Genomic DNA, 20954 nt, shown 5'->3' with positions numbered 1-20954 from the left:
ATCCGGGCGTTCCCGGAGGGCCGTCAGCGGGCCCTGGCCTTGCCGCGGGTGGGACGGTGACGGCGGCGGTTGCGGCGGAGCCTGGCCCTGATCCGGCGGGTGTACGCGCTGCGGTCGAGCTTCTTTTCAGCCATGGGCCATCTTGCGTTCACCCGGCCGCCTCCGGACAGCCCCTTGGCCGCATCCGGCTTCCGGACCGCCCGGCGGCGCGTACAGCGCACCCTCCGGGGCGGGGTCAGCCGCTCAGGAAGGCGGGCAGGAAGGAGGAACTGTCGGGGGCCAGCAGCTTGCCCCCGGCCATCAGCGCCATCAGCGCCACGAAGGCGAACAGGCCGACCCAGGCCAGGCCCGGCACCCCGGTCAGGTGCGCCAGCTGGTCGGCGTCGGAGGACGGTGCCATCTGCCGTGCGCGCATCCGCTGCAGCTCGATCACCGGTCGGGTCCCGGCAAACAGCAGGAACAGCGCGGCCAGATAGGCGAACCCGGCCTGCACCTGGGCGTTGCCCAGCCAGGACACCCCCAGGATCACCGCGCCGGTGACCATCACCGACAGCACCCCGTAGGCGTTGCGGATCATCACCAGCATCCCGGCCAGCAGCGCCAGCGAGGCCCACAGCATCAGGGTGATCCGTCCCCAGCTCAGCAGCGCGGCGAACACCAGGCCGAGCATCGGAGGGGTCAGGTAGCCGGCCAGGGCGGTGAACACCATCCCGGGGCCGTGCGGCTTGCCGCGCGAGACCGTCACCCCCGAGGTGTCGGAGTGCAGCTTGATGCCGTCCAGCCGGCGGCCGGTCAGCAGCGCCGTCAGCGCGTGGCCGCCCTCGTGCGCGATGGTGACCACGTTGCGGGCCACCCGCCAGGTCGGGCCGTGCACGACGGCGCCGAGCGCGACCAGCCCGACGAGGACGACCAGCCACCACGGCGGGTCCGGCTGCGTGCCGGTCAAGCGGTCCCACAATTCGCCGATGCCTGCTGCGTCCACGTCCACCTCTAGGGATCTCCGTCGCCGTTGCCCCAGAGTAGGACGTTGCGGACGGCCTTCGTGTTCGGAAGCGGCGGCGGGGAGGGGACGGCGGCATCAGCCCCCGACCGGCCGGCCCGCCGGCAGGGCCGCCCGTTATGTCCGGCCGGTCGGGGTATTTCCCGGGCGCCGTCGTGTCCTGGCCGTTATTTTGAGTGCTTCGCAACGCGCTGTGGCGCCCGCCACGGCCCCCGTCCGGTCGGCGGGGACGTGGCCGGACCGCCCGCGGAAGGTGGACGCACAGGCGCCGGCGTGATGTCGCCGGCGACCGGACCAGGGGGAGAGCCGATGGCGGAGAGCCGGGCCAGGGCGGACGCACAGGCGCTGGTCGCACGGTTCGCCCGGATGTTCGGTGCGCTGGCCGACAGTGTCGAGCGGGTCGTCCGGGGCAAGCGCGACAAGGTGGAACTGGCGCTGGTGTGCCTGCTCAGCGAGGGCCACCTGCTGGTGGAGGACGTGCCGGGGGTGGGTAAGACGACCCTGGCCCGGGCGCTGTCGGCCTCGGTGGAGGCGAGCTGGACTCGCGTCCAGTTCACCCCCGACCTGCTGCCCGGCGACATCACCGGGGTGTCGATCTTCAACCAGGGCACGGGCGCCTTCGAGTTCCACCCCGGTCCGATCTTCGCCAACCTGGTCGTCGCCGACGAGATCAACCGGGGCTCGCCCAAGACCCAGTCGGCGCTGCTGGAGGTCATGGAGGAGCGCCGGGTCACCGTGGAGGGCGTCCCCCATCAGGTGCCCCGCCCGTTCATGGTGATCGCCACGCAGAACCCGGTCGACATGGACGGTACGTACCCGCTGCCGGAGGCCCAGCTGGACCGGTTCCTGATGCGCATCTCGATGGGCTATCCCGACCATCGGTCGGAGATCGAGGTGCTGGCCGGGGCGCCCAGCGGAGCGGTGCTGGACACGCTGCCGGCGGTGGCCGGCCGCGACGACGTCGCCGGAATGATCGACTTCGCCGGGCGGCTGCACGTCGCGCCCTCCCTCTACGACTACCTGGTGCGGGTGGTGGCGGCCACCCGCACCCATCAGGACGTGCGGCTGGGCGCCAGCCCCAGGGCGAGCCTGGCGCTGCTGCGCGCCGCCCGGGTGCGCGCGGCGGCGGCGGGCCGCTCCTTCGTCGTGCCCGACGATGTCAAGGCGCTGGCCGTGCCGGTGCTCGCGCACCGCATCATCGTGACCCCGGAGGCCGAGCTGCGGGGACGCGACGGAGCCGAGGTCGTCACCGAGGTCCTGTCGGCGGTATCCGTTCCGCAGACCGCCGGGGTGTGACCCGGTGGGTGGGCGGGGACCGGCGCTGACGCCTCTGGGATGGGGGACGGCCGTGGGCTCCGTCCTGCTCTACGCGGCGGGATGGTGGCTGGGCTATCCCGAGCCGGCCGCCCTGGGACTCACCGGGCTGGTCGCGGTGCTGCTGGCGGTGATCTGGACGTCGCCGCGGCCCGGGCTGAAGGTTGGGCGGGAGATCGCACCGACCAAGGTGGAGCGCGGCGAGGCCGCGATCGGGGTGCTGCATATCACCGGCGAGGGCAGGAGCGGCCGGGGCGGCCTGGTGGCCCATGACACCGCCGGGGCGGCCACCGTGACGGTGGACATCCCCCGGCTGCGGCCCGGCGCCACGCGCACCGTCACCTACCGGCTGCCGACCGGGCGGCGCGGTGAGATGCCGGTGGGGCCGCTCAGACTGGTGCGGTCGGACCCGCTGCGACTGGCGCGCCGGGTCCGCGAGTACGGGACGCAGGGAACTCTGCTGGTGCGGCCGAGGACGGTGGCGCTTGCCCCGTTGCCGTCCGGGCGCGCACACCATCTGGAGGGGCCGGCCAGCGACAGGGCTCCGGCGGGTACCGCCACCTTCCATTCACTGCGCGAGTACGTGCGCGGTGATGAGATGCGCCATGTCCACTGGAAGTCCACCGCCCGCACGGGGACGCTGATGGTCCGCCGGTTCGTGGACGCCGGCCTGCCGGTGACCACCGTCGTCGTGGAGTCCCGTCCGGATTCCTGGCCGGATCCCGACGACTTCGAACTGGCCGTCGACGCCGCCGCGTCCGTGGCGGTCGGCGCGTGCCGTGCCGGCTTCCCGGTGCGGATCCTCGCCGGGACGGCGACGGTCGCCGAGACCCGGGGCGGCCCCGGGGACGCCGAGGTGGTGCTGGACCGGCTGACCGGGGCGGCGCCCGCCGCGGGCGCCTGGTCGGCGCCCGATGTCGCGCGGCGGGTGCGGCCCGGAGGCTCGTTGGTCGTCATCACCCCGGGGGAGCCGGATCTCGGCGGGATCGCCGCCGTGCGCGCCCGGTTCGACCGCGTCTGGGTGCTGCGCGTGCGGCCCCGGGGGGCCGCCGCCGTCCCCCCCGGCGTGACCGTCGTGGACTTCGGTGATCTGGACGATCTGACCGCTGCCTGGCGCCGGGAGATCGGGCGGCCCCGGCAGGGGACGGGCGGCGCGCGCCCGGTGTGACGGCGGTTCGGGCCGTGGGCGTCTCCGCGACGGGGGATCGGGATCGAGGCGAAGCGTGACGCGAGACAACGTTTTGGGGAGTCCGGGCGTCTTGGGAGGGCGGAACGGACGATCACGGCACGGCATGATCGGGGTGATGGGCGGGTGAGCGGGGGCTCAGGAGCCGGTGGAAGTCCTGGAGCGGGTCCCGCGGTGATGCGGAGCTATCTGTCCCTGCCGGTGACGGCGGGACTCACGATCACCGCCGGGCTGGCCTTCCACCGGGTGTTCGGGTACGGGCCGCTGCTGCCGATGGTGCCGGTGGCGGCGGTCGTGCCGACGGTACTGGCGGCACTGCTGTCGGGTCCCCGCGGGAGCGGGCGACCCTGGCCGTTGTGGATCTCGCTGGTGCTGACGGTCTGCGGCTGGGTCGGCACGGTCGCGGTGACGGTGCTGCGGCCGGCGCTGTCGGACGGGACGTTTCCGGCTGCCCTGCGCACCGGGTTGCTCGACTCGTGGAAGTCCATCCTGACCACGCTGCTGCCCGTGCCCGACCGGCCGGAGCTGCTGGTCGGAGTGCACGCGGTGGTCTGGCTGGCGGCGTTCGCCGGGGCCGAGACCGCGCTGCGCACCTCGTGGCGGGCCGTCGCGTGCCTGCCCGCGCTGGGCGGCTTCGTGCTCGCGCTGCTGCTCGGCGTGGACGGACCCGGCTCCAACCTGCCGGCGGCGGCCGTGTTCGCGGGCCTGACCGTCGCGCTGGTCCTGGTGCGGACGGACGGGGCGGGCCTGCGGGCGCTGGTCCCGGGCGTTCCCGCCGCCGCGGTGCTGGGGGCGCTCGCGCTGGTGGCGGGGCCGTTCGTACCGGTCGGCGCGGAGCCGTACAACCCGCGCGAGCAGGTGCGGGCGCCGCCTCCGCAGCAACGCGACGGCGTCAGCCCGCTCGACCGGGTGGCCGGCTGGCTGCTGGTCCCCGACCAGGTGCTGTTCACGGTGCGGGCGTCCCGGCCGGAGGTGTGGCGGCTGGCGGTCCTCGACCGGTTCGACGGTGTCACCTGGTCCTCCACTGCGGATTTCGTGCCGACCGGCAGCCGGGTGCCGCGGACGTCGGGCCGGGTGGGGCGTCGCGAACTGGTCCAGGATGTCGCGATCCGCGACCTGCCGGGTGTCTGGCTGCCCGCCGCCGATCGTCCTGCGGCGATCACCGGCCTCGCCGTGGCGGTGGACCCCGCCAGCGGGGTGATGGCGGCCGGGCAGCCGTTGCGCGCCGGGCAGACCTACCGGGTGACCTCGGCGGTTCCGCAGTGGAGTGGGCGGGAGCTGAACACAGCGGTCCTCGCCGGCGACGCCGAGGCGCGGGCCGCTCGCGAACTGCCGTGGGGGCCGGGTGCGCGCAGGCCGCCGGTGCAGCTCACCGAGTTCGGGGCGTTCGCCCGGCGCGCGACCGAGGGGGCGGCCACGCCGTTCCAGCAGGCGGCACGGCTGGCGAGGTTCCTGCAAGGGCACGGGCGGTTCGACGTCACCGCGCCGCCCGGTCACGGCTACCGCCAGCTCGACTACTTCCTCGGCGAGACCCGGCGCGGCACTCCCGAGCACTACGCGACCGCGTACGCGGTACTGGCCCGCACGCTGGGCCTGCCGACCCGGGTGATGGTCGGGTTCCGCGGCGGTCGCGCGGCCGGAGCGGCGTACGAGGTACGCGCCGGGGACGTGATGGTGTGGCCGGAGGTCAAGTTCGAGGGGCTCGGCTGGGTGCCGTTCGACCCCACGCCCCGGCAGGAGGGCCGGGGCCGCGGCACCGGCGACGTCGCGGGGAACTCGGCCCAGCAGACGCTGGAGCAGGCGCAGGAGGAGGCGGCCTCCGCCGCGCGGGAGTCCGGCGCGGGCGACCGGCCGGCGCCGGAGACGACGCCGGGGGCGGCCGAGGGCGGGCAGACCTCGCCATGGGTGTACGGCGTCGCGCTGCTCGGGCTGCTGACCGTGGCGTACGTCCTCACCGTGTTCGCCGTTCCGGCCCGGCGGCGCAGGAGAAGGCGGTCGGGTACGCCCGCCGTCCGGATCGCCGGGGCCTGGCAGCAGGCCCTGGAGCACCTGGTCGACGTCGGCCTGACCAACGCGCGAACGCTGACCGCCCAGGAGATCACCCGCTTCGGCGCCCACGCGGTCGGCGAGCCCGCGCTGCGGCATCTGCATCCCTTGGCGGAACTGGCCGACCGCGGCCGCTTCGCCGCGACGCCGCCCGATCCGCAGGCCGCGGACCTCGCGTGGCGGCACAGCGACGGACTGGGACGCCTCGTCACCGCCAAGGCCGGGCGGCCCCGTCGGTTGCTGCGCCGCATGCATCCCCGCACGCTCCGCCGCGCGGAGCGTTTCCATGGCACCGAGTCCCCTAGTCCGTGATCGGCCATTTCTTGCGCTATGGGGGAAAAGCGCTCTTCGTGGCACTAGGGTGGCCGCTCGCGGCGGAACAAGGAGGCGAAGCAGGTGAGCCGAAACGGCTTGCGAGGATTTCCACGCGGAGGACCGATCCGTGACCGGCTGACCGTCCAGGTGGCGATCGGACTGTTCGGAGCGCTGGTGGTGGGCGCGACGGTCTTCGGCGTCGGAGTGGCCGGCGCCACCTATGAGCTGTCCGACATCGGGGCGTGGCTGACCGCCAAGAGGAAGGGCACCCTCGTGCACGCCAACGGGCTGGTCGGCCGGATCGACGGAAAGGCGGGCCTGGCGGCGTCGATGCGCGGGCACGACGTCCGGGTCGTCCAGGACGGCGGCACCGTCCTCATCGTGGACCTGCAGACCGGAGTGGTCAGCCGGCTCGACCCGTCCCAGCTGAAGGTGGAGCAGAGCCGCGGTTTCGGCGCGGCGGGGCTCCAGGTGGTGATCGGACGGGGCGGCGCCTACACGGTCGATCCCGTCGGCGGCGCCGTCCAGCGGATCGACCCGATGACGCTGGCCGCGATCGGGTCGCCCGTCACGCTGCCGCCGCCGCTCGGCGCGGCCGGGATGGACGCCACCGGCACGCTCTGGGTGCCCGCCCCGCAGAACGGGCAGGTGGTGCCCTTCCGGGACGGCGGGCAGGCGCCGCCCGTCCCCGTCGGCAGGCCCGGCGACCGGCTGTCCCTCACCATCGCGGCCGGAGCCCCCGTCGTGGTCAACTCCACCGCCGCCAACGCCACCGTCATCAAGGCGTCGGGCGACCACCTGCAGGTCGCGCTGCCGTCCGGGGTGAGGGAGTCCGGCCGGGCCGGGGTGCTGGCACCGCCGCTCACCGAGGGGGCCGTGGTGCCGCTGCTGGCCGCCGAGTCCGGGTCGCTGGTGATGCTGCACACCGGTACGGGCGCGCCCACCGCCGTCCGGCTCAAGCGTGTCGGCGGTCATCGGTTCGGCGCGCCCCACATGCTCGGCAGCAAGGTGTACCTGCCCGACGAGACCGTCGGGGCGCTGCTGGTCTACAACGCCGAGACCAACGGCTTCGAGCAGCGCATCCCGGTGTCCGGGCGGCCGTCCCGGCTGGAGGTGTTCGTCAAGGACGGGCTGCTGTGGGCCAACGACCCGGACGGTGCGCGCGCGGTCGTCCTCGACGACAGGGGAGCGGCCAAGGAGGTCCGCAAGTACGAGGAGGAAGCCCCTGACGGCAGGAGCCGCAGTCCCCTCCCGGTCCCCTCTCCGACCCACGACGGACCGGACCGGCCGGAGCCGCACCCCACCGATCCGCGGCGTCCCAACGATCCACGACGGTCGCCCAACGAGCCCTCGGCGCCGGAAGGCGTCGTGGTGTCGCCCGGCAACGGGGAAATGACGATCAGGTTCCGGCCGTCCGTCGGCGGCCGTCCGACCGGTTACGTGCTGGCCGGGCTGCCCGCCGGGCTGGTGGCCAGCCCGAGCAGGGTGCCGCCGGGCGGGCCCTACGTCTTCCGGGTCACCGGGGGCGACTGCGACCGGTCCTACCGCTTCACCGTCGCGGTCCGGTACGAGGTCGCAGGCCGCAGCGCCCAGCGCGCCTCCGAGCCCAGCGACCAGGTGCGGCCCTGCACGCCGCCGGGGGCTCCCGGCGGGGTCGTGGGGACGGCCACCTCGCAGGGCGCCAAGGTGACATGGCAGGCGCCGGCCGGAGCCGCTCCCGACGGCTACACGGTGAGCTGGTCGGGGACCAAGAGCGGGAGCCTCGACGTCACCGGCACCTCCGCGGTGCTGAGCGACGTCTGGAAGAACGGCTCGTACACGATCAAGGTCACCGCCCGCAACGCCGCCGGAGGCCGTGAGGCGAGCTGGTCCGGCACGCTGACCGGCCCCGCCCAGTCGTACGCCATCCGCCACAACGGCAAGTCGTACGCCAACATGCGGGCCGCCCCCGACTCGACGAGCACGATGGTCCACCAGGTGTTCGACAACGGGCACACCCTTGTCGTCCACTGCCAGAAGAAGGGGGCGTACTACGCGAACGACAACGGAAAGCCCTATTTCGCCGGAGACCTGTACGACCTGGTCGAGTACGAGGGCAAGCGCGGGTACATGATCGGCTATCTGGTCTCCACGCCGAAGGAGCCCTGGCAGGAGTACGCCGGGCCGTCGCTGTGGGAGTGCGCCTAGCAGCGGCCTGAGGGACCTCACGACCGGAGGGGAGGGGCCGGCCCGCCTGAGCGGTGGGCAGGCTCCTCCTCTGATGCGTGCCGACCGCGTTCGCGTTGCCTCAGCCGGTGCGGGTGCGGGCGCCGCGGATGCACAGCGGCTTGGACCAGGCGATGACGGGCTGCGGATCGGCGGCAGTGGCGCTGCGCAGCATGGCCCCGACGCGGAAGCAGTAGCCGGTGCCGGGCCGCAACCCGTCCACCGCGGCGGCGGTCGCCCCGTTCCCGGCGGAGATCAGCGGACGGCCGTCCGCCGGCGCCCGCTGCACCAGGATCGGCAGCCGCCGTGAGACGGCCGGCAGCCGCCAGCGCAGGTTCACCGAGGTCCGCTGGTCGGAGACCAGCCGCACGTGCAGCGGGGCGGCCCGCCGGATCTGCGCCTGCGGGATCGGCGGGGCTTCCTGGTCCTGAGGCGGTGGGGAGGTCGCGGCGGCGGTGGAGGCGGTGGAGGACGTGCCGGTCTGGGGCGAGGCACCGCCATCCCCTCCGAAGGCCCCGAACGCGGCGATGCCACCGGCGATGCCACCGACCAGGGCCACCGCCCCTGCGATCACCAGTCCCCGGGGCAGACCTCGGGGAGGGGCCGGTTCCGGTGGCAGGGGCGCGGTGACGACACCCTGCTGGGCGTGCGCGTGAACGGCCAAGGGCGCCGGCATCCGGTGTGGGGCGGGCGCGGGCAGGGCCTGCCCGGCGTGGACGGGATGGGCGGGTGCGCCGTCCGCGGAGGTCCAGTGCGGCGGCGGAGGGCCGCCCCCGACGCCCTGCCAGGAGGCCGATCCTTCCGGTGTCCCCGGGAACGCGGGGCCGTTCGGTATCCCCGGCGGGGGATAGGGGGCGGGCGGCAGGGAGGGCGCCTCATCGGTCGTGAACGAGCCGATCTCCGACACCTCCACCGAGCCGTGCGCCAGCTCGGTGACCGGCAGTCCCAGCTCGCCCTGCAACCGTTGCAGCCGTTGGGCGAACGCCACCGCGGACGGGAAGCGCTGCTCGGGCGCCTTGGCCATCGCCGTGCAGATCGTCTCGAACACCTGCGGGGGGATGTCGTCCCGCCGGATCGCGGGGGGAGGCTCGTGCAGGATGCGTAGCACGAACGGGGCGATGCCCTCCCCGGGATGCCCTTGGAACGCGGGCGTTCCGGCCAGTAGCTGGTACAGCGTGGAGCCCAGCGAGTAGATGTCGGAGGGTACGCCCGGCGGCCTTCCCTCCAGGATCTCCGGTGCCGCGTGCTGGGGCGTGAACGCCTGAGTGTGCGTGGCGTCGAACGAGTCGACCAGCCGGGCGATGCCGAAGTCGGCCAGCGCCGGCTCCCCGTAGCGCGACACCAGGATGTTCTGCGGCTTGATGTCGCGGTGCAGCACGCCGGTCTCGTGGGTGGCGGCCAGCGCCCCGGCCGTCTTCACCCCGATCCGCAGCACCTCCGGCACCGGCAGCGGTCCCTCCCGGGCGATCCGGTCGGTCAGCGCACCGCGCTCGAAGTACTCCATGGCGATGTAGGGGCGGCCGGAACGGGTCGAGCCGGTGTCCAGCACCGTGACGACGTTGGGGTGCCCGCTCAGCCGACCGGTGATTTTGCATTCCCGCTGGAACCGCTTCATGGCGGCGGAGTCCACCGCGTTGACCGACAGCACCTTCAGCGCGACCTGGCGGTCCAGCCGCTCCTGGTACGCCCGGTAGACCACGCTGAACCCGCCCTCGCCCACCTTCTCCAGGACGTGGTAACCGGGTACGTCCTCGGTCATGAAGTCCTTTTCATCGGGGGTCGGTGCCAGGGTCCGCCCCCGGCGCCGGCCGGATCTGCTCCGGGCGGTCAACCAGGGTAATACGCGGTCGAAAGGGGCGGTGGGGAATCCGAGGGAGCAGGGACGTTCCGCCGTACCCGTCAGCGGGGGCGGGCGCCGCGGATGCACAGCGGCTTCGACCAGGCGATGACCGGCTTGCGGCCGGTGGCGGCGCCGCGCAGCACGGCCCCGACCCGGAAGCAGTAGCCGGCGCCCGGCCGCAGCCCCCGCACCGCCGCGCCGGTCGCCCCGTTCCCCGCGGTGATCGCCGGACGGCCGGCCCACGGCGCCGGCCGTACCAGGATCGGCAGCTTCCGGGAGGCGGCCGGCAGCCACCAGCGCAGGACCACCGAGGTCCGCTGGTCAGAGGCCAGCCGCACCAGGCGCGGGGCGGCGGCCAGGATCTGTGCCCGCGGGATCGGCGGAAGCGTCCGCGCGCTGGGCGAGGCGGAGGGTGTGCCGTTCTTACGGGCGGTGGACGCCCTGGCCTGGGGGAAGGTCCCGCCGCCGTCGCCGCCGAAGGCCCCGGCCACGACGATGCCGCCGACCAGGCCGCCGACCAGGACCACCGTCACGGCGGCGACCGTCCGCGAGTGCGGGCCGCCGGCAGCGGCGGTCTCCGGGGGCTGGGGCTCGGCGTCGTCGTTCCGCTCGGCGGGGGCACCCCAGGCGGACGGTGGTGAGGGCGCGCCGCCGCCGGTGGACGGGATGGCCTGCGGCGGCTCCGCCGGGTCGTGCACCGGGCCTTCCACCGGGTCGGTGACCGGCAGCCCGAGCTCGCTCTGCAACTGCCGCAGCCGCCGGGCGAACGCCGTCGCGGACGCGAAGCGCTGCTCGGGCACCTTGGCCATCGCCGTGCCGATCGCCTCGAACACCGGCGCGGGCACGTCGGCGCGCCGGATCACGGGAAGCGGCTCGTGCAGGACGCGTGACATGAGTCCGTCGACGCCCTCCCCGGGCGGCCCCTGGAAGGCGGGCGTTCCGGCCAGTAGCTGGTACAGCGTGGAACCCAGCGAGTAGACGTCGGAGGCGACGCTCGGCTGCCCGCCCTCCAGCACCTCGGGCGCCGTGTGGTGGGGACTGGGCACCTGCGGATGCCACATGCCGGACGAGCCGACCAGCCGGGCGACGCCGAAGCCGGCCAGTGCCGGCTCCCCGTGCCGCGACATCAGGATGCTCTGCGGCGTGACGTCCAGGTGCAGCACGCCGGCCTCGTGGGCGGCGGCCAGCGCCCCGGCCGTCTTCACCCCGATCCGCAGCACCTCCGGCACCGGCAGCGGCCCCTCCCGCCCGATCCGGTCGGCCAGGGCGCCGTGCTCGAAGTACTCCATGGCGACGTACGGGCGGCCGGACGGCGCCGTGCCGGCCTCCAGCACCGTCGCCACGTTGGGATGCCCGCCCGGCGGACCGGCGACCCCGCATTCGCGCCGGAACCGCGCCATGGCCGCCTCGCCCATCGGGCCGGCCGACAGCACCTTCAGCGCGACCTGGCGGCCCAGCCGCTCGTGGTGGGCCCGGTAGACCACGCCCGCCCCGCTCTCGCCCGTTTTCTCCAGGACGCGGTAGCCGGGTACGTCCTCGGTCATGAAGTCCTTTTCGTCAGGAGTGGGCATCATGGTCTGATCCGTTGCCGGCCGGTACGGTTCCGGGGCCTCCCAGGGTAATACGCGCCCTAAACGGGCGGTGTCCGGCGGGCCGGGGCCGCCGCCCGCCGCGCCCGCCGCCCGCCCGGCCGGCCGGGCCGCCCGCCCGTACGGCGGAAATAGCCGTAAATATACCCCGCCAGTTTAATCGTTGGTTCAATTCCCGGACGGTGCCGCGAGGGGATCCCTAACCTCGGTTCGCAGTAATTTCATGGAAATCCAAGGAGCCCGTCCATGCCGCAGAAAGCCCCGCCCGGCGCCGTGCTGGAGCGGCGTTACCGCGATCTCGTCCGGCTGGCGTATCTGGTCCTTCCCGGAAACACCAAGCGGATCTACCGGCTGGCGCTCGCCCAGCGGATCGTCGACGGCGAGTTCCCGCTGATCGCCGGGCGCGCGGTACGCCCCAGCACCGGCCGGTACGGCTACGCCCGGATGCGCACCCGGGTGCTGCGCCGGGCGATGCGGCCGTCCTGGCGGCTGCGCGTCGGGCTGGGCCCGTGGCTGCGCGGGCTGCCCGTCCGGCTGCCCGATCCGGCGCTGACCATGGCCCTCGCCGAGCTGGACCCGGCGGTGCGGGTGGCGTACGTGCTGCGCGAGGTGGAGCGGATGCCCCGGTACGCGGTGCGCGACCTGCTCGTCGAGCTGGGGGTGCCGGACGTGCCGGCGGTGCTGGAGGCGGCCGAGGCGGCCGACGGGATGCCGGAGGCCTGCGGCCGCGCCGCCGACGTGGTGGTGGACGTGTCGGTGCGGCGGGCCCACGAGCGGGCGATCCGGCGGCGGTCACGGCTGCCGATCGCGGTGGCCACGGCGCTGACCATAGCCCTGGTCGGCACGGTGTTCGTGCTGGAGACCAGCCCGTCCACCAGCCCCGCCGCGGCCCGGCAGGCGCGGCTGGTCATGCTCCCGCCGCGCGACTGGGGCAAGACGCCCCGCACCCTGGACGTGTGGCCGGCCCGCGGCGGGCTGGTCGGGGACCGGGCGTTCACCGGCCGGGCGCTCACCGCCTGGGCCCGCCGCGCCGGCCGCGGCGACCCCCAACTGCTGTACGCGGGCCGCGTCGGCGACACGCCCACCGCGATGCTGCGGCACGGCGCCCGCATCGCCCGCTACACCGAACCCCGCCGGACCCTGGAGGACGTTCCCGCGACCGGCCGCGGCCCCTCCGGGCTGCTGGACCTCGGCGGCGGCCACTACCTGCTGCCACCGTGGGCGACCGGGGCGCAGGCTCCCGACGGCGGGCGGATCGCCGTCGACGACGGGGCCACGGGCCCGCTGACCGCCCGCACGCCGTGCCACCGGGGTCCGCTGCTGTGGTTCAACGACCGCCAGGGCCCGGTCATGCTGGCCGACCTCGGTGGCCCGGCCCCTGCCGCCGTCCACTACCGCTCGGCCAAGGGCACCGCCGCCAAGGCCGTGGCACCGGGCTCGTCGGGGCGGCGCCTGTGGGACCGGCTGGCCTGCGCGCGACCCGCCTCCACCCGTCCGGTGGCCGACGCCGCCGCCTGGGAGTTCTGGTCCGGCAAGCTGCCCGACCAGGCCAGGGCCGCCCGGTGGGTGTGCACCCGCTACACCTACGCCGACGGTGGCACGTCCGCACGCGCCACCCTGATCGAGCCCGGTGGCCGGGCCCACGAGACCGGGGCCTGCGACCCGCGACGCCCGGTGAGCGGCCTGTGGTGGCGCTCGCCCAGGAAACACTGGTACTACGTGGCCGCCTCCGCCCCCGGAGCCGTCCCGCACGTCACCGGCCCGGTCGAGGTGGCGGGCCGGTCGGGCCGCCTGCTGGTCGCCACCGGCCCCAGGCTCAAGCGGCGCCCCGCCGGACGGGTGACTCTGACCGCCCGGCACGCCGACGCCGGACGCGCCGACGCCGGACGCGCCGGCGGTCGGCCGCGCTGACGGGGCGGTCAGGGGCCGGTCACTCGTCGGAGCGGGGGCTCACCTTGATCGCGGTGAGGTCGGCCCCCGCGGTGGGCTCGCCGCCCTGGGGGACGGGGGAGCACAGCAGGGTGGCCTGACCGGTGGCGGGCAGCGTGACGATCTCGGTGAGCGGCCGCCACCGGCCGCCGGGCACCCCGTCGAAGGTCACGAGCTGCTGGTAGTCGGGTGCGGCGCCGTCCGCCGAGATCCCGCAGCGGGCGTTGCCCTCGTCGATGTGCAGGCCCGCCTGGATGGAGTAGGTCCCCGGGGCCAGGTCGATCCAGGCCACCTTGGTGAAGGCCGCGGTCACGTCGATGTGGAACGCCTGGTGCTTGCGGTAGGCGTCCGGCAGCGGTCCGGGCGGTCCCTGCGGGCCGGTCTCGCCCTTCGGTCCGGCGGGACCCACGGCGCCGGCAGGACCTGCGGGTCCGGCGGGGCCTGCGGGTCCGGTAGCTCCGGCGGGGCCTCGCGCTCCCGCAGAGCCCGTGGGGCCGGCGGGTCCCCGGGCGCCGGTGGCGCCTTGCGGGCCGGTGGCCCCCTTCGGGCCGATGGCGCCCTTGGGGCCGGTGGCGCCCTTGGGGCCGACCGGTCCGCGCGGGCCGGTCTGGTTCCAGCGCACCACCCGCTCGTTCGAGCGGCACTTGGTCTTCTCCGACACGATCCGCGTCGCCCCGTTGGACTTGCCGACGCATGCCTTGATGGTCGCCGGGGCCGCGGCGGCGGTCGCGACCGCGACGCCTCCGCCCACCAGCACCACCCCGTTCGCCGTCGCCAGGCCCACCAGCGTGACCAGCCCGGCCTTGCCGCGCAAACCCATGGAACCCCTCCCGGAAGCACGATCGCCAGTACGAGGTTCGCCCATGGGGAAACGGAAGGCCAGCGCGACCGGGTGTGCGATATCGGCCGACCTAAGACGTTTCGTGTTCTTTGTGAAGAATGTGGACCGGTGCGGTCCCGCAAACCCGAGATCGTGGCCGTTAATGGACAGCGACGGCCCGTGTCCGCGCGAACACCGCGTCCGTGTCCTCAGGAGGTACGGGCGGGCCCCCGGAACACCTGGCGGGCATGCCAGTCGACGTTGGTGCGGTGCGGCCCCGGGAAGCCGGCCCTGGGCGCTGCGACCCTGCGGCCGACCAGGGAGTCCACCAGCGTCCGCGCGGACTCGGTGGTGCCCACGAAGTGCCGGCTGACCAGGATGGCGCCGCTGCGGGTCAGGCTGAGCACCCCCCGGTCCAGCAGCCGGTGGTGCAGCGTGCACAGGCACAGCGCGTTGGACAGGTCGTCATAGCCGTCGAACGCCCCCCAGCGCAGCCGGGCGGCGTCCAGCCCCACCACGCTGTTGCCCATCCAGCCCTCGAAACCGCAGAACGCGCAACGGCAGTCGTAGGCCACCAGCACCTTCTGCCGCAGCAGCACGTCCGGCCGGGCCCGCGGCAGCAGGCCCTCGACGTGGGCGGCCACCGAGGCCGGCACCGCAGGCTCGGGCGGCAGCCCGACAGCGGTGCGCAGGTCGTCGTGCAGGCCCGGCTCGAAGTTCAGCTGCAACAGCAGCCGGACGATCTGCGTGAACACCGCCGCGTCGGCCATCAGCTCCTTGGCGAACCGGGGTGCCAGCCGTCCCGCGGCGTCGTAGGCGCGCAGCGTGGACGCGTCGGGTCCCGGGCTTCCGACGCCCTGGTGGGTGAGCACCTCCCACAGGCCGTCGGCGGCCAGTTGGTGGAAGGCGTAGCCGGGACTGGCCGGCTTGGCCGGGCCGAACTCCGCCAACAGCTCGCCCAGCGGCTCCTCGACGTCGCGGTAGCGCAGCGGGGCGTACCCGCGGCGGTGCAGTTCGCCCAGTGCAAGGAGCAGGAGCAGCACGCGATTGGGGTCGCGTTCGCCGCCGCGGGTCCAGCGGCGCATCCGGGCCACTCTCTCGAACCACTCCATGGCCAGCAGCATAAGCCGGTCATGGTGATATGCGGACGATTTCCCGCAAGGCGGGAAATGGGTGCCCGGAGGGTACGTACCGTATCGGCCTCATCGGAACAGCGGGCTTTCCATGATGCTCAGGATCCCCGGGCCGACGACGACGATGAGCAGCGCGGGAAGAATGCACATCACCACCGGGAAGATGATTTTCACCGGTACCTTCTGCGCCGCCTCCTCGGCCTGCTGACGCCTTTTGATCCGGGCCTCCCGGGCCTGCTCGCGCAGCACCTGGCCGATCGGCATCCCCAGCTCGCCCGCCTGCACCAGAGCGGCGATGAACGCCCGCACCTCCTCCACCGATACCCGCTCGCCCATCGCCCGCAGTGCGTCTTGCCGGGACTTGCCGATCCTGATCTCCTGCAGCACGCGGGCCAGTTCGTCGGCCAGCGGCCCGTCGGTGTTCTGCGCCACCCGGGTGAGCGCGGCGTCGAACCCCAGACCGGCCTCCACGCTGACGACGAGCAGGTCCAGGATGTCGGGCAGGGCGCGGTGGAGCTCCGCCTGACGGCGCAGCCCGGCGTTGTAGAGCAGGATGTCAGGCAGGAAGAAACCGGCCGCGGCCCCCACGGCGGCCCCCAGCAGCAGCCCGACCACGCTCCCGCTTGCGATCAGCGCACCCGTCGCGCCCAGCAGGAACAGTCCGAGCCCCTTGTAGGCCAGAATGCGCTCCGGCGTCCAGGTACCCGGGTTGCCGGCGATGTCCAGGCGGTGCTGCAGCCGTTCGGGACCGGTCCCCGGGCTGAGGGACTTGGCCAGCATCCGCAGCCGCCGCATCAGCGGCTCCGCCAGGCGCTCGTCCCGGGAGGCCGGGGTGGTGCCTCCACCCGCCCGGCCGGCGTACTCGGTTTCGATCGAGTGCAGGGCGCCGGCGACGCCGGTGGGCCGGTCGGCCCGCCGTGGCGGGGCCAGTAGCAGGATCAGACCCCCCGCGATGGCGGCCATCCCGGCGAGGAGGGTGAGTACACCGGTCATCTCAGGCCTCCACCTTGACGGTCTGTCGCATCCACAGCCAGCCGGCCACGATGAGCAGCGTCGCGACCAGCGACATCGCCAGTCCCGGCGTGGTGGTGTACAGCGGCCGCATGTAGCTCGGCCGCAGCACCATCAGCAGGGCGCTGGTGGCGATGGGCAGGGCGATGAGGATGTAGGCCGAGAACCGGCCCTCTGCCGACAGCGCCCGGATCTGGCGCCGCAGCCGGGTCCGCTCGCGCATCGTCTCCACCGTGGTCTCGATGACCTCGGCGAGGTTGCCGCCGACTTCCCGCTGCACCTGGATGGCGAGCACCACCCAGTGCAGGTCGCGGCAGTTCATCCGGTCGGCCACCGAGCGCAGCGCGTCCTCGGTGGAGACCCCCAGCCTGGTCTGCGCCACGGCGCGGGCCATCTCCGAGCCCAGCGGCTGGAGTTGCAGCCCGGCCAGGCGTTCGATCGACTGGGCGACGGAGAAACCGGACCGCAGCGATCCCGCGACCAGTTGCAGCGCGTCGGGCAGCTGGTCGGCGAACGCGGTCAGCCGCCGGTCGCCCCTGCCGCGCAGATAGATCCGCGTCGCCGCCCAGGCGAGCAGGGACCCCACGAGCAAGCCGAGCAGCGGGTTGCCCAGTACCAGGGACAACACCACGGCCGAGCCGAGCGCGACGGCGGCGCGCAGCAGGGTCCATTCGTGCGGACGCAGCAGTATGCCCGCCCGATCCAGGTCCCGTGCCAGGCGCTGCTCCAGCTCGCCCGATCCGACGGACCGTTCGCTGAGGTCCAGCGCCCAGCGCAGGAGAGGATTGCGGGCCCGGGACGCGGCCTGCTCCGGGGAGGGCCGGGCGCGCAGCCGGTAGCGTTCGATCCGCGCGGCCCACTCGGGACCGGATCGGCGCCCGCCGCCCGCCAGCAGGACGAGCACCATGATCGCCACGAAGCAGACGCCGAGCACCGCGGCCAGCGGTACGCCGGCCGTGGGGCCGAGCAGGCCGGTCGAGGCCGTCTCCTCGCGTGGAACGGCACCGGGGACGTCACCGCCCGGCGCGGCGGTCGGGCCGCCGGCCGCCGCGGTGGAGGCCGCGGCCCTGATCGCCGCGCTCCCGGCCCGTACCAGGACCTCCAGCCGGAACGAGGTCCCCTCCAGCGTCTCCGGCAGCGTGACCGAGATCCACATCGACTGGCGGTAGGCGGCCGCCGCGTCGGCGAACGCCGCGTTCAGCCGCCGGGCGTCGGGTGAGGACAGCAGGCGGCCGCCGGAGTCGCCGGCCAGCCGCCGCAGTGTCCCGGCGGACGTCGCCGCCGTCCGGAACGCCACCACGTCGGCGGGCGTGCGGGTCGCCCTCAGCCGCGTGAGCACCTGGGAGAGCGTGGCGCGGCTGGCGGAGTCCCGGCCGTCCGACAGCACGACGATCCGCCCCTCCTCGGCGCCCGCCGCCGCGAGCCGGTCCAGGGCCACGGACACCGCGTCGTACAGGGCGGTCTCCCCGCCCGGGCGGATCCGGCCGATCGCCTTCTCCAGCGCCGCCCGGTCGGTGGTGGGGGCGACCAGCGGCCGTTTCGGCGTGCCGGTCGTGGTGAAACCCGCCGGCACGTCGGCGGGCAACAGGCCGAGGAAGGACAGCGCCCCCGTCCGCGCGGCCCGCAGGTCGGCGGCGCTCATCGATCCGCTGGTGTCCAGCACCAGCATCACCGCCCGGGCGTTCCCGCCGCCGGTGGGCGAGCCGCCCGGACGGGGCGCCCCCGGCGGTTCGGCCCTGGCGGGGAGGGAGCGGCCACCGGCCGTCACCTTGACCGACCGCGGGTCGAGCGGCGTCCCGGACGGCAGTCCCTGGGCGGTGAACAGGAACTGGACCCGGTCCGCCGACACCTCCACGGCGCTGATCCGGCCGCCGGGCGCGGCGGCACCCGCCGTTCCCCCGGACAGGGCGAGCAGTAGGCAGCACACGGCCACGGCCGCGAGCCGCCGGGCGGTCACCACGGCGGCCGGCCCATCCGCCCGGCCCGGCCGTCGTCGAAGATCTCGTTGGGCACGGCGATGCCCATGTCCAGCAGCCGTTCCAGGAAGCGCGGCCGCAGCCCGGTCGGCCGTAGGCTGCCCATCGCGCGGCCGTCGGCGTCCACCCCGGCCCGCATGTCGAACAGGAACACGTCCTGGAGCGTGATGACCTCGCCCTCCAGCCCGGACACCTCGGTGACATGGGTAACCCGCCGGGTGCCGTCCTTGAGCCGGGACTGGTGGATCACCAGGTCGACGGCCGAGGCCACCTGCTCGCGAATCGCCCTGATCGGCAGGTCCATCCCCGACATCAGCACCATCGTCTCCAGCCGGGACATGGCCTCCCGGGGCGCGTTGGCGTGCACGGTGGTCAGCGAGCCGTCGTGGCCGGTGTTCATCGCCTGGAGCATGTCCAGCGCCGCCCCGTCGCGCACCTCGCCCACCACGATGCGGTCCGGGCGCATCCGCAGCGCGTTGCGCACCAGGTCGCGGATGGTGACCTCGCCCCGGCCCTCGATGTTGGCCGGACGCGACTCCATCCGCAGCACGTGCTCCTGGCGCAGCTGCAACTCGGCGGAGTCCTCGATGGTGACGATGCGCTCGTCCGGCGGGATGAACGAGCTGAGCACGTTGAGGGTGGTGGTCTTGCCCGAGCCGGTGCCCCCGCTGATCAGGATGTTCAGCCTGCCCCGCACGCAGGCCGCCAGCAGGTCGGCCACCTGCGGGGTGAACGTGCCGAAGCCCACCAGGTCGTGCACGGTGAACGGGTCGGCGGCGAACTTGCGGATCGTCAGCAGCGCGCCGTCCAGCGCCACCGGCGGCACCACCGCGTTGACCCGGCTGCCGTCCGGCAGCCGCGCGTCCACCATGGGGCTGGACTCGTCGATCCGGCGGCCCACCCGGGCCACGATCTTGTCGATGGTGCGGCGCAGACTGCCCTCACCGGCGAACGCGCCCTCGACCAGATGCAGCCTGCCGTCCCGCTCCACGTAGATCTGGCCCGGCCCGTTGACCATGATCTCGCTGATCTCCGGGTCGTTGAGGTAGGGCTCCAGCGGCCCCAGCCCGAGGATCTCGTCGAGGACCTCCTGGCTCACCCGGCCGCGGTCGGCCGCGGTCATCGGGGTGTCCTCCTGCTCCAGGACCGTCTGCAGGGTGGTGCGGACCCGCTGCTCCAGCTCGCCGGCGCTGAGGTTGGCGTCGTACATGCGCGGGCCGAGCGTCTCCACCAGCGCCTGGTGGACCCGGCGTTTGAGGCCCGCGAACGGGTCGACCGGCCGGGTCGAGCGGCGGTTGGGGGAGGGGACCAGGGCGGTGGTCGGCTCCCCGGCGGGCCGTTCGCCGTCGCGCTGCAGCCGGGCCAGCCGCTCGCCCAGGCTGCTCACGACCGTCCCGCCTTCGCCCGGCGGAGCCCGCCCCGGCGGCGGCCCCGGCCCGCGGTTCTCCTGTCCTCTTCCAGCACCAGATCGGCCACCTCCTGGACGGCGCGGCTGACCTGGTGGCCGGGATGGGCCATGGCCAGCGGCACGCCCTTGTTGATCGAGGCCGGGACGTCCGGGCTGGACGGGACGCGCACGCCGATCGGGCGCCCGGCGACCCGGTCGATGTCCGAACGCGACAGCCCGGCCCGCGCGTCGGCGCGGTTGAGCACGACCTGCCGGGTGGACGCCGGATAGCCCAGCAGGTCGAGCATGTCCAGCGTCACCCGCAGCGCCTTGAGCGCGGTGACCTCGGGCCCGACCAGCAGCAGGTGCCGGTCGGCGGCGTCCAGCGCGGCCAGCACCGGCTCGCTGAACTGCGAGGGGGTGTCCACGACCACCACGTCGAACATTCGCCGCAGCACCGCCAGCAGGTCGGTCACCAGCCGGCCGGTGATCTTCTCGGCGTCCCCGGGGGCGACCGGCGCCAGCACCGCGCACGCCCCCGACTCGTGCCGCGCCAGCATCGACCGGATGCCGGTCTGGTCCAGGTGCCCGCCCATGGGCACCGCGTCGACGATCGTGCGCTGCGGGCTCAGCTGCAGCATGATGCCCACGTCGCCGAAGGCCAGGTCCAGGTCCACCAGGCAGACCTCCCGGCCCCGGCCGGCCAGTGCGACCGCCAGGTTGGTGGAGAGCATCGACTTGCCGCAGCCCCCCTTGCCGGCGAACAGCACCACCACCTTGCCGTCCCTGCCGGGCTCCGGGGCGCCTTCGGACGGCTGTGCCTGCTCGGTGGCCCGCAGCCGGGCCGAGACCTCCCAGCAGCGCTTGCACGCCTCCATCAGGGCGGGGAAGTCCCGGTCGGGCACCACCTCCCGGATGCCCGCGCGCATCGCCTGGGCCAGCGTGTTGACCTCCAGCACGGTGCGGACCAGCACGACCCCCAGCACCGGGCGGTCGATCCGGCGGCCGGCGGCGAAGGCCAGCACCCCCTCCAGCGGGGCGCCCGGCCCGAACACGACGATCAGCTCGTCCGGCCGGGCGGCCAGCGTCCGCTCCAGCGTTTCCAGGTCCTTGACGGCATGGCCGTGCTCGCGGAAGCCCACGGCCAGCCGCCGGGCGGCGCCCTCGTCGGGCTCGCAGATGATCGGCATCACACCACCCGGC

Annotated in this window: 14 protein-coding genes; 5 read left to right on the top strand and 9 right to left on the bottom strand. The window is 74.3% G+C overall.

All coding sequences use genetic code 11. The annotated features are described in order from the left end of the window. Positions 1-235 precede the first annotated feature (235 nt). Positions 236-946 carry a M50 family metallopeptidase gene (locus C4U03_RS07910; RefSeq protein ID WP_235017710.1) on the bottom strand — a complete coding sequence of 237 codons (711 nt, stop codon included), beginning with the start codon at positions 944-946 and terminating at the stop codon, positions 236-238. 363 nt (positions 947-1309) lie between these two features. Here C4U03_RS07910 and C4U03_RS07905 point away from each other — a divergent pair, with 363 nt between their 5' ends. The 4 genes from C4U03_RS07905 to C4U03_RS07890 all read left to right on the top strand — a co-directional run bounded on the left by C4U03_RS07905 (position 1310) and on the right by C4U03_RS07890 (position 8048). Beyond that, the gene (locus C4U03_RS07905; RefSeq protein WP_235017709.1) at positions 1310-2296 is read left to right on the top strand and encodes an AAA family ATPase; all 987 of its coding nucleotides are present in this window, start codon (positions 1310-1312) and stop codon (positions 2294-2296) included. A gap of 52 nt (positions 2297-2348) precedes the next feature. Then, entirely contained in the window at positions 2349-3482 is a 1134-nt protein-coding gene (locus C4U03_RS07900; RefSeq protein ID WP_103937034.1) for a DUF58 domain-containing protein, read from the top strand. Between the two features lie 195 nt (positions 3483-3677). Then, on the top strand, positions 3678-5858 hold the full coding sequence (locus C4U03_RS07895; protein WP_103937033.1) for a DUF3488 and transglutaminase-like domain-containing protein: 2181 nt from the start codon (positions 3678-3680) through the stop codon (positions 5856-5858). Between the two features lie 84 nt (positions 5859-5942). Then, a complete protein-coding gene (locus C4U03_RS07890; RefSeq protein ID WP_146087286.1) occupies positions 5943-8048 on the top strand; it encodes a fibronectin type III domain-containing protein in 2106 nt (701 codons plus the stop codon). Positions 8049-8148: 100 nt separating this feature from the next. Here the strand turns inward: C4U03_RS07890 and C4U03_RS07885 are convergent, their stop codons facing one another. Next, positions 8149-9825, bottom strand: a complete 1677-nt coding sequence (locus C4U03_RS07885) for a serine/threonine-protein kinase (RefSeq protein WP_103937031.1) — start codon at positions 9823-9825, stop codon at positions 8149-8151. 140 nt (positions 9826-9965) lie between these two features. Then, entirely contained in the window at positions 9966-11450 is a 1485-nt protein-coding gene (locus C4U03_RS07880) for a serine/threonine-protein kinase (protein WP_160146923.1), read from the bottom strand. A 291-nt stretch (positions 11451-11741) separates the two neighbouring features. Between C4U03_RS07880 and C4U03_RS07875 the strand changes: the two genes are divergently transcribed. Next, positions 11742-13406 carry a hypothetical protein gene (locus tag C4U03_RS07875; RefSeq protein WP_103937029.1) on the top strand — a complete coding sequence of 555 codons (1665 nt, stop codon included), beginning with the start codon at positions 11742-11744 and terminating at the stop codon, positions 13404-13406. A gap of 19 nt (positions 13407-13425) precedes the next feature. Here C4U03_RS07875 and C4U03_RS42795 read toward each other — a convergent pair whose 3' ends face one another. The 6 genes from C4U03_RS42795 to C4U03_RS07845 all read right to left on the bottom strand — a co-directional run bounded on the left by C4U03_RS42795 (position 13426) and on the right by C4U03_RS07845 (position 20941). Then, positions 13426-14244, bottom strand: coding sequence for a collagen-like triple helix repeat-containing protein (locus tag C4U03_RS42795; protein WP_235017756.1), 819 nt, complete (start codon positions 14242-14244; stop codon positions 13426-13428). A 209-nt stretch (positions 14245-14453) separates the two neighbouring features. Further along, the gene (locus C4U03_RS07865; protein ID WP_103937426.1) at positions 14454-15356 is read right to left on the bottom strand and encodes a phosphorothioated DNA-binding restriction endonuclease; all 903 of its coding nucleotides are present in this window, start codon (positions 15354-15356) and stop codon (positions 14454-14456) included. A 90-nt stretch (positions 15357-15446) separates the two neighbouring features. Beyond that, positions 15447-16370, bottom strand: a complete 924-nt coding sequence (locus C4U03_RS07860) for a type II secretion system F family protein (RefSeq protein ID WP_103937028.1) — start codon at positions 16368-16370, stop codon at positions 15447-15449. 1 nt (position 16371) lies between these two features. Further along, positions 16372-18348 (bottom strand): type II secretion system F family protein, encoded by a 1977-nt coding sequence (locus tag C4U03_RS07855; protein WP_103937027.1) that lies wholly within the window; start codon positions 18346-18348, stop codon positions 16372-16374. Further along, a complete protein-coding gene (locus tag C4U03_RS07850; RefSeq protein ID WP_103937026.1) occupies positions 18342-19751 on the bottom strand; it encodes a CpaF family protein in 1410 nt (469 codons plus the stop codon). The genes C4U03_RS07855 and C4U03_RS07850 overlap by 7 nt, the downstream gene beginning before the upstream one ends. Next, a complete protein-coding gene (locus tag C4U03_RS07845) occupies positions 19748-20941 on the bottom strand; it encodes an AAA family ATPase (RefSeq protein WP_103937025.1) in 1194 nt (397 codons plus the stop codon). Before C4U03_RS07845 ends, C4U03_RS07850 begins: the two co-directional genes overlap by 4 nt. Positions 20942-20954: the final 13 nt, after the last annotated feature.

The organism is Thermomonospora echinospora, from assembly GCF_900108175.1.
Taxonomy (GTDB): domain Bacteria; phylum Actinomycetota; class Actinomycetes; order Streptosporangiales; family Streptosporangiaceae; genus Thermomonospora; species Thermomonospora echinospora.
Note: the sequence above shows the minus strand (reverse complement) of the source record. Positions and strands in the feature narration are given on the sequence as shown.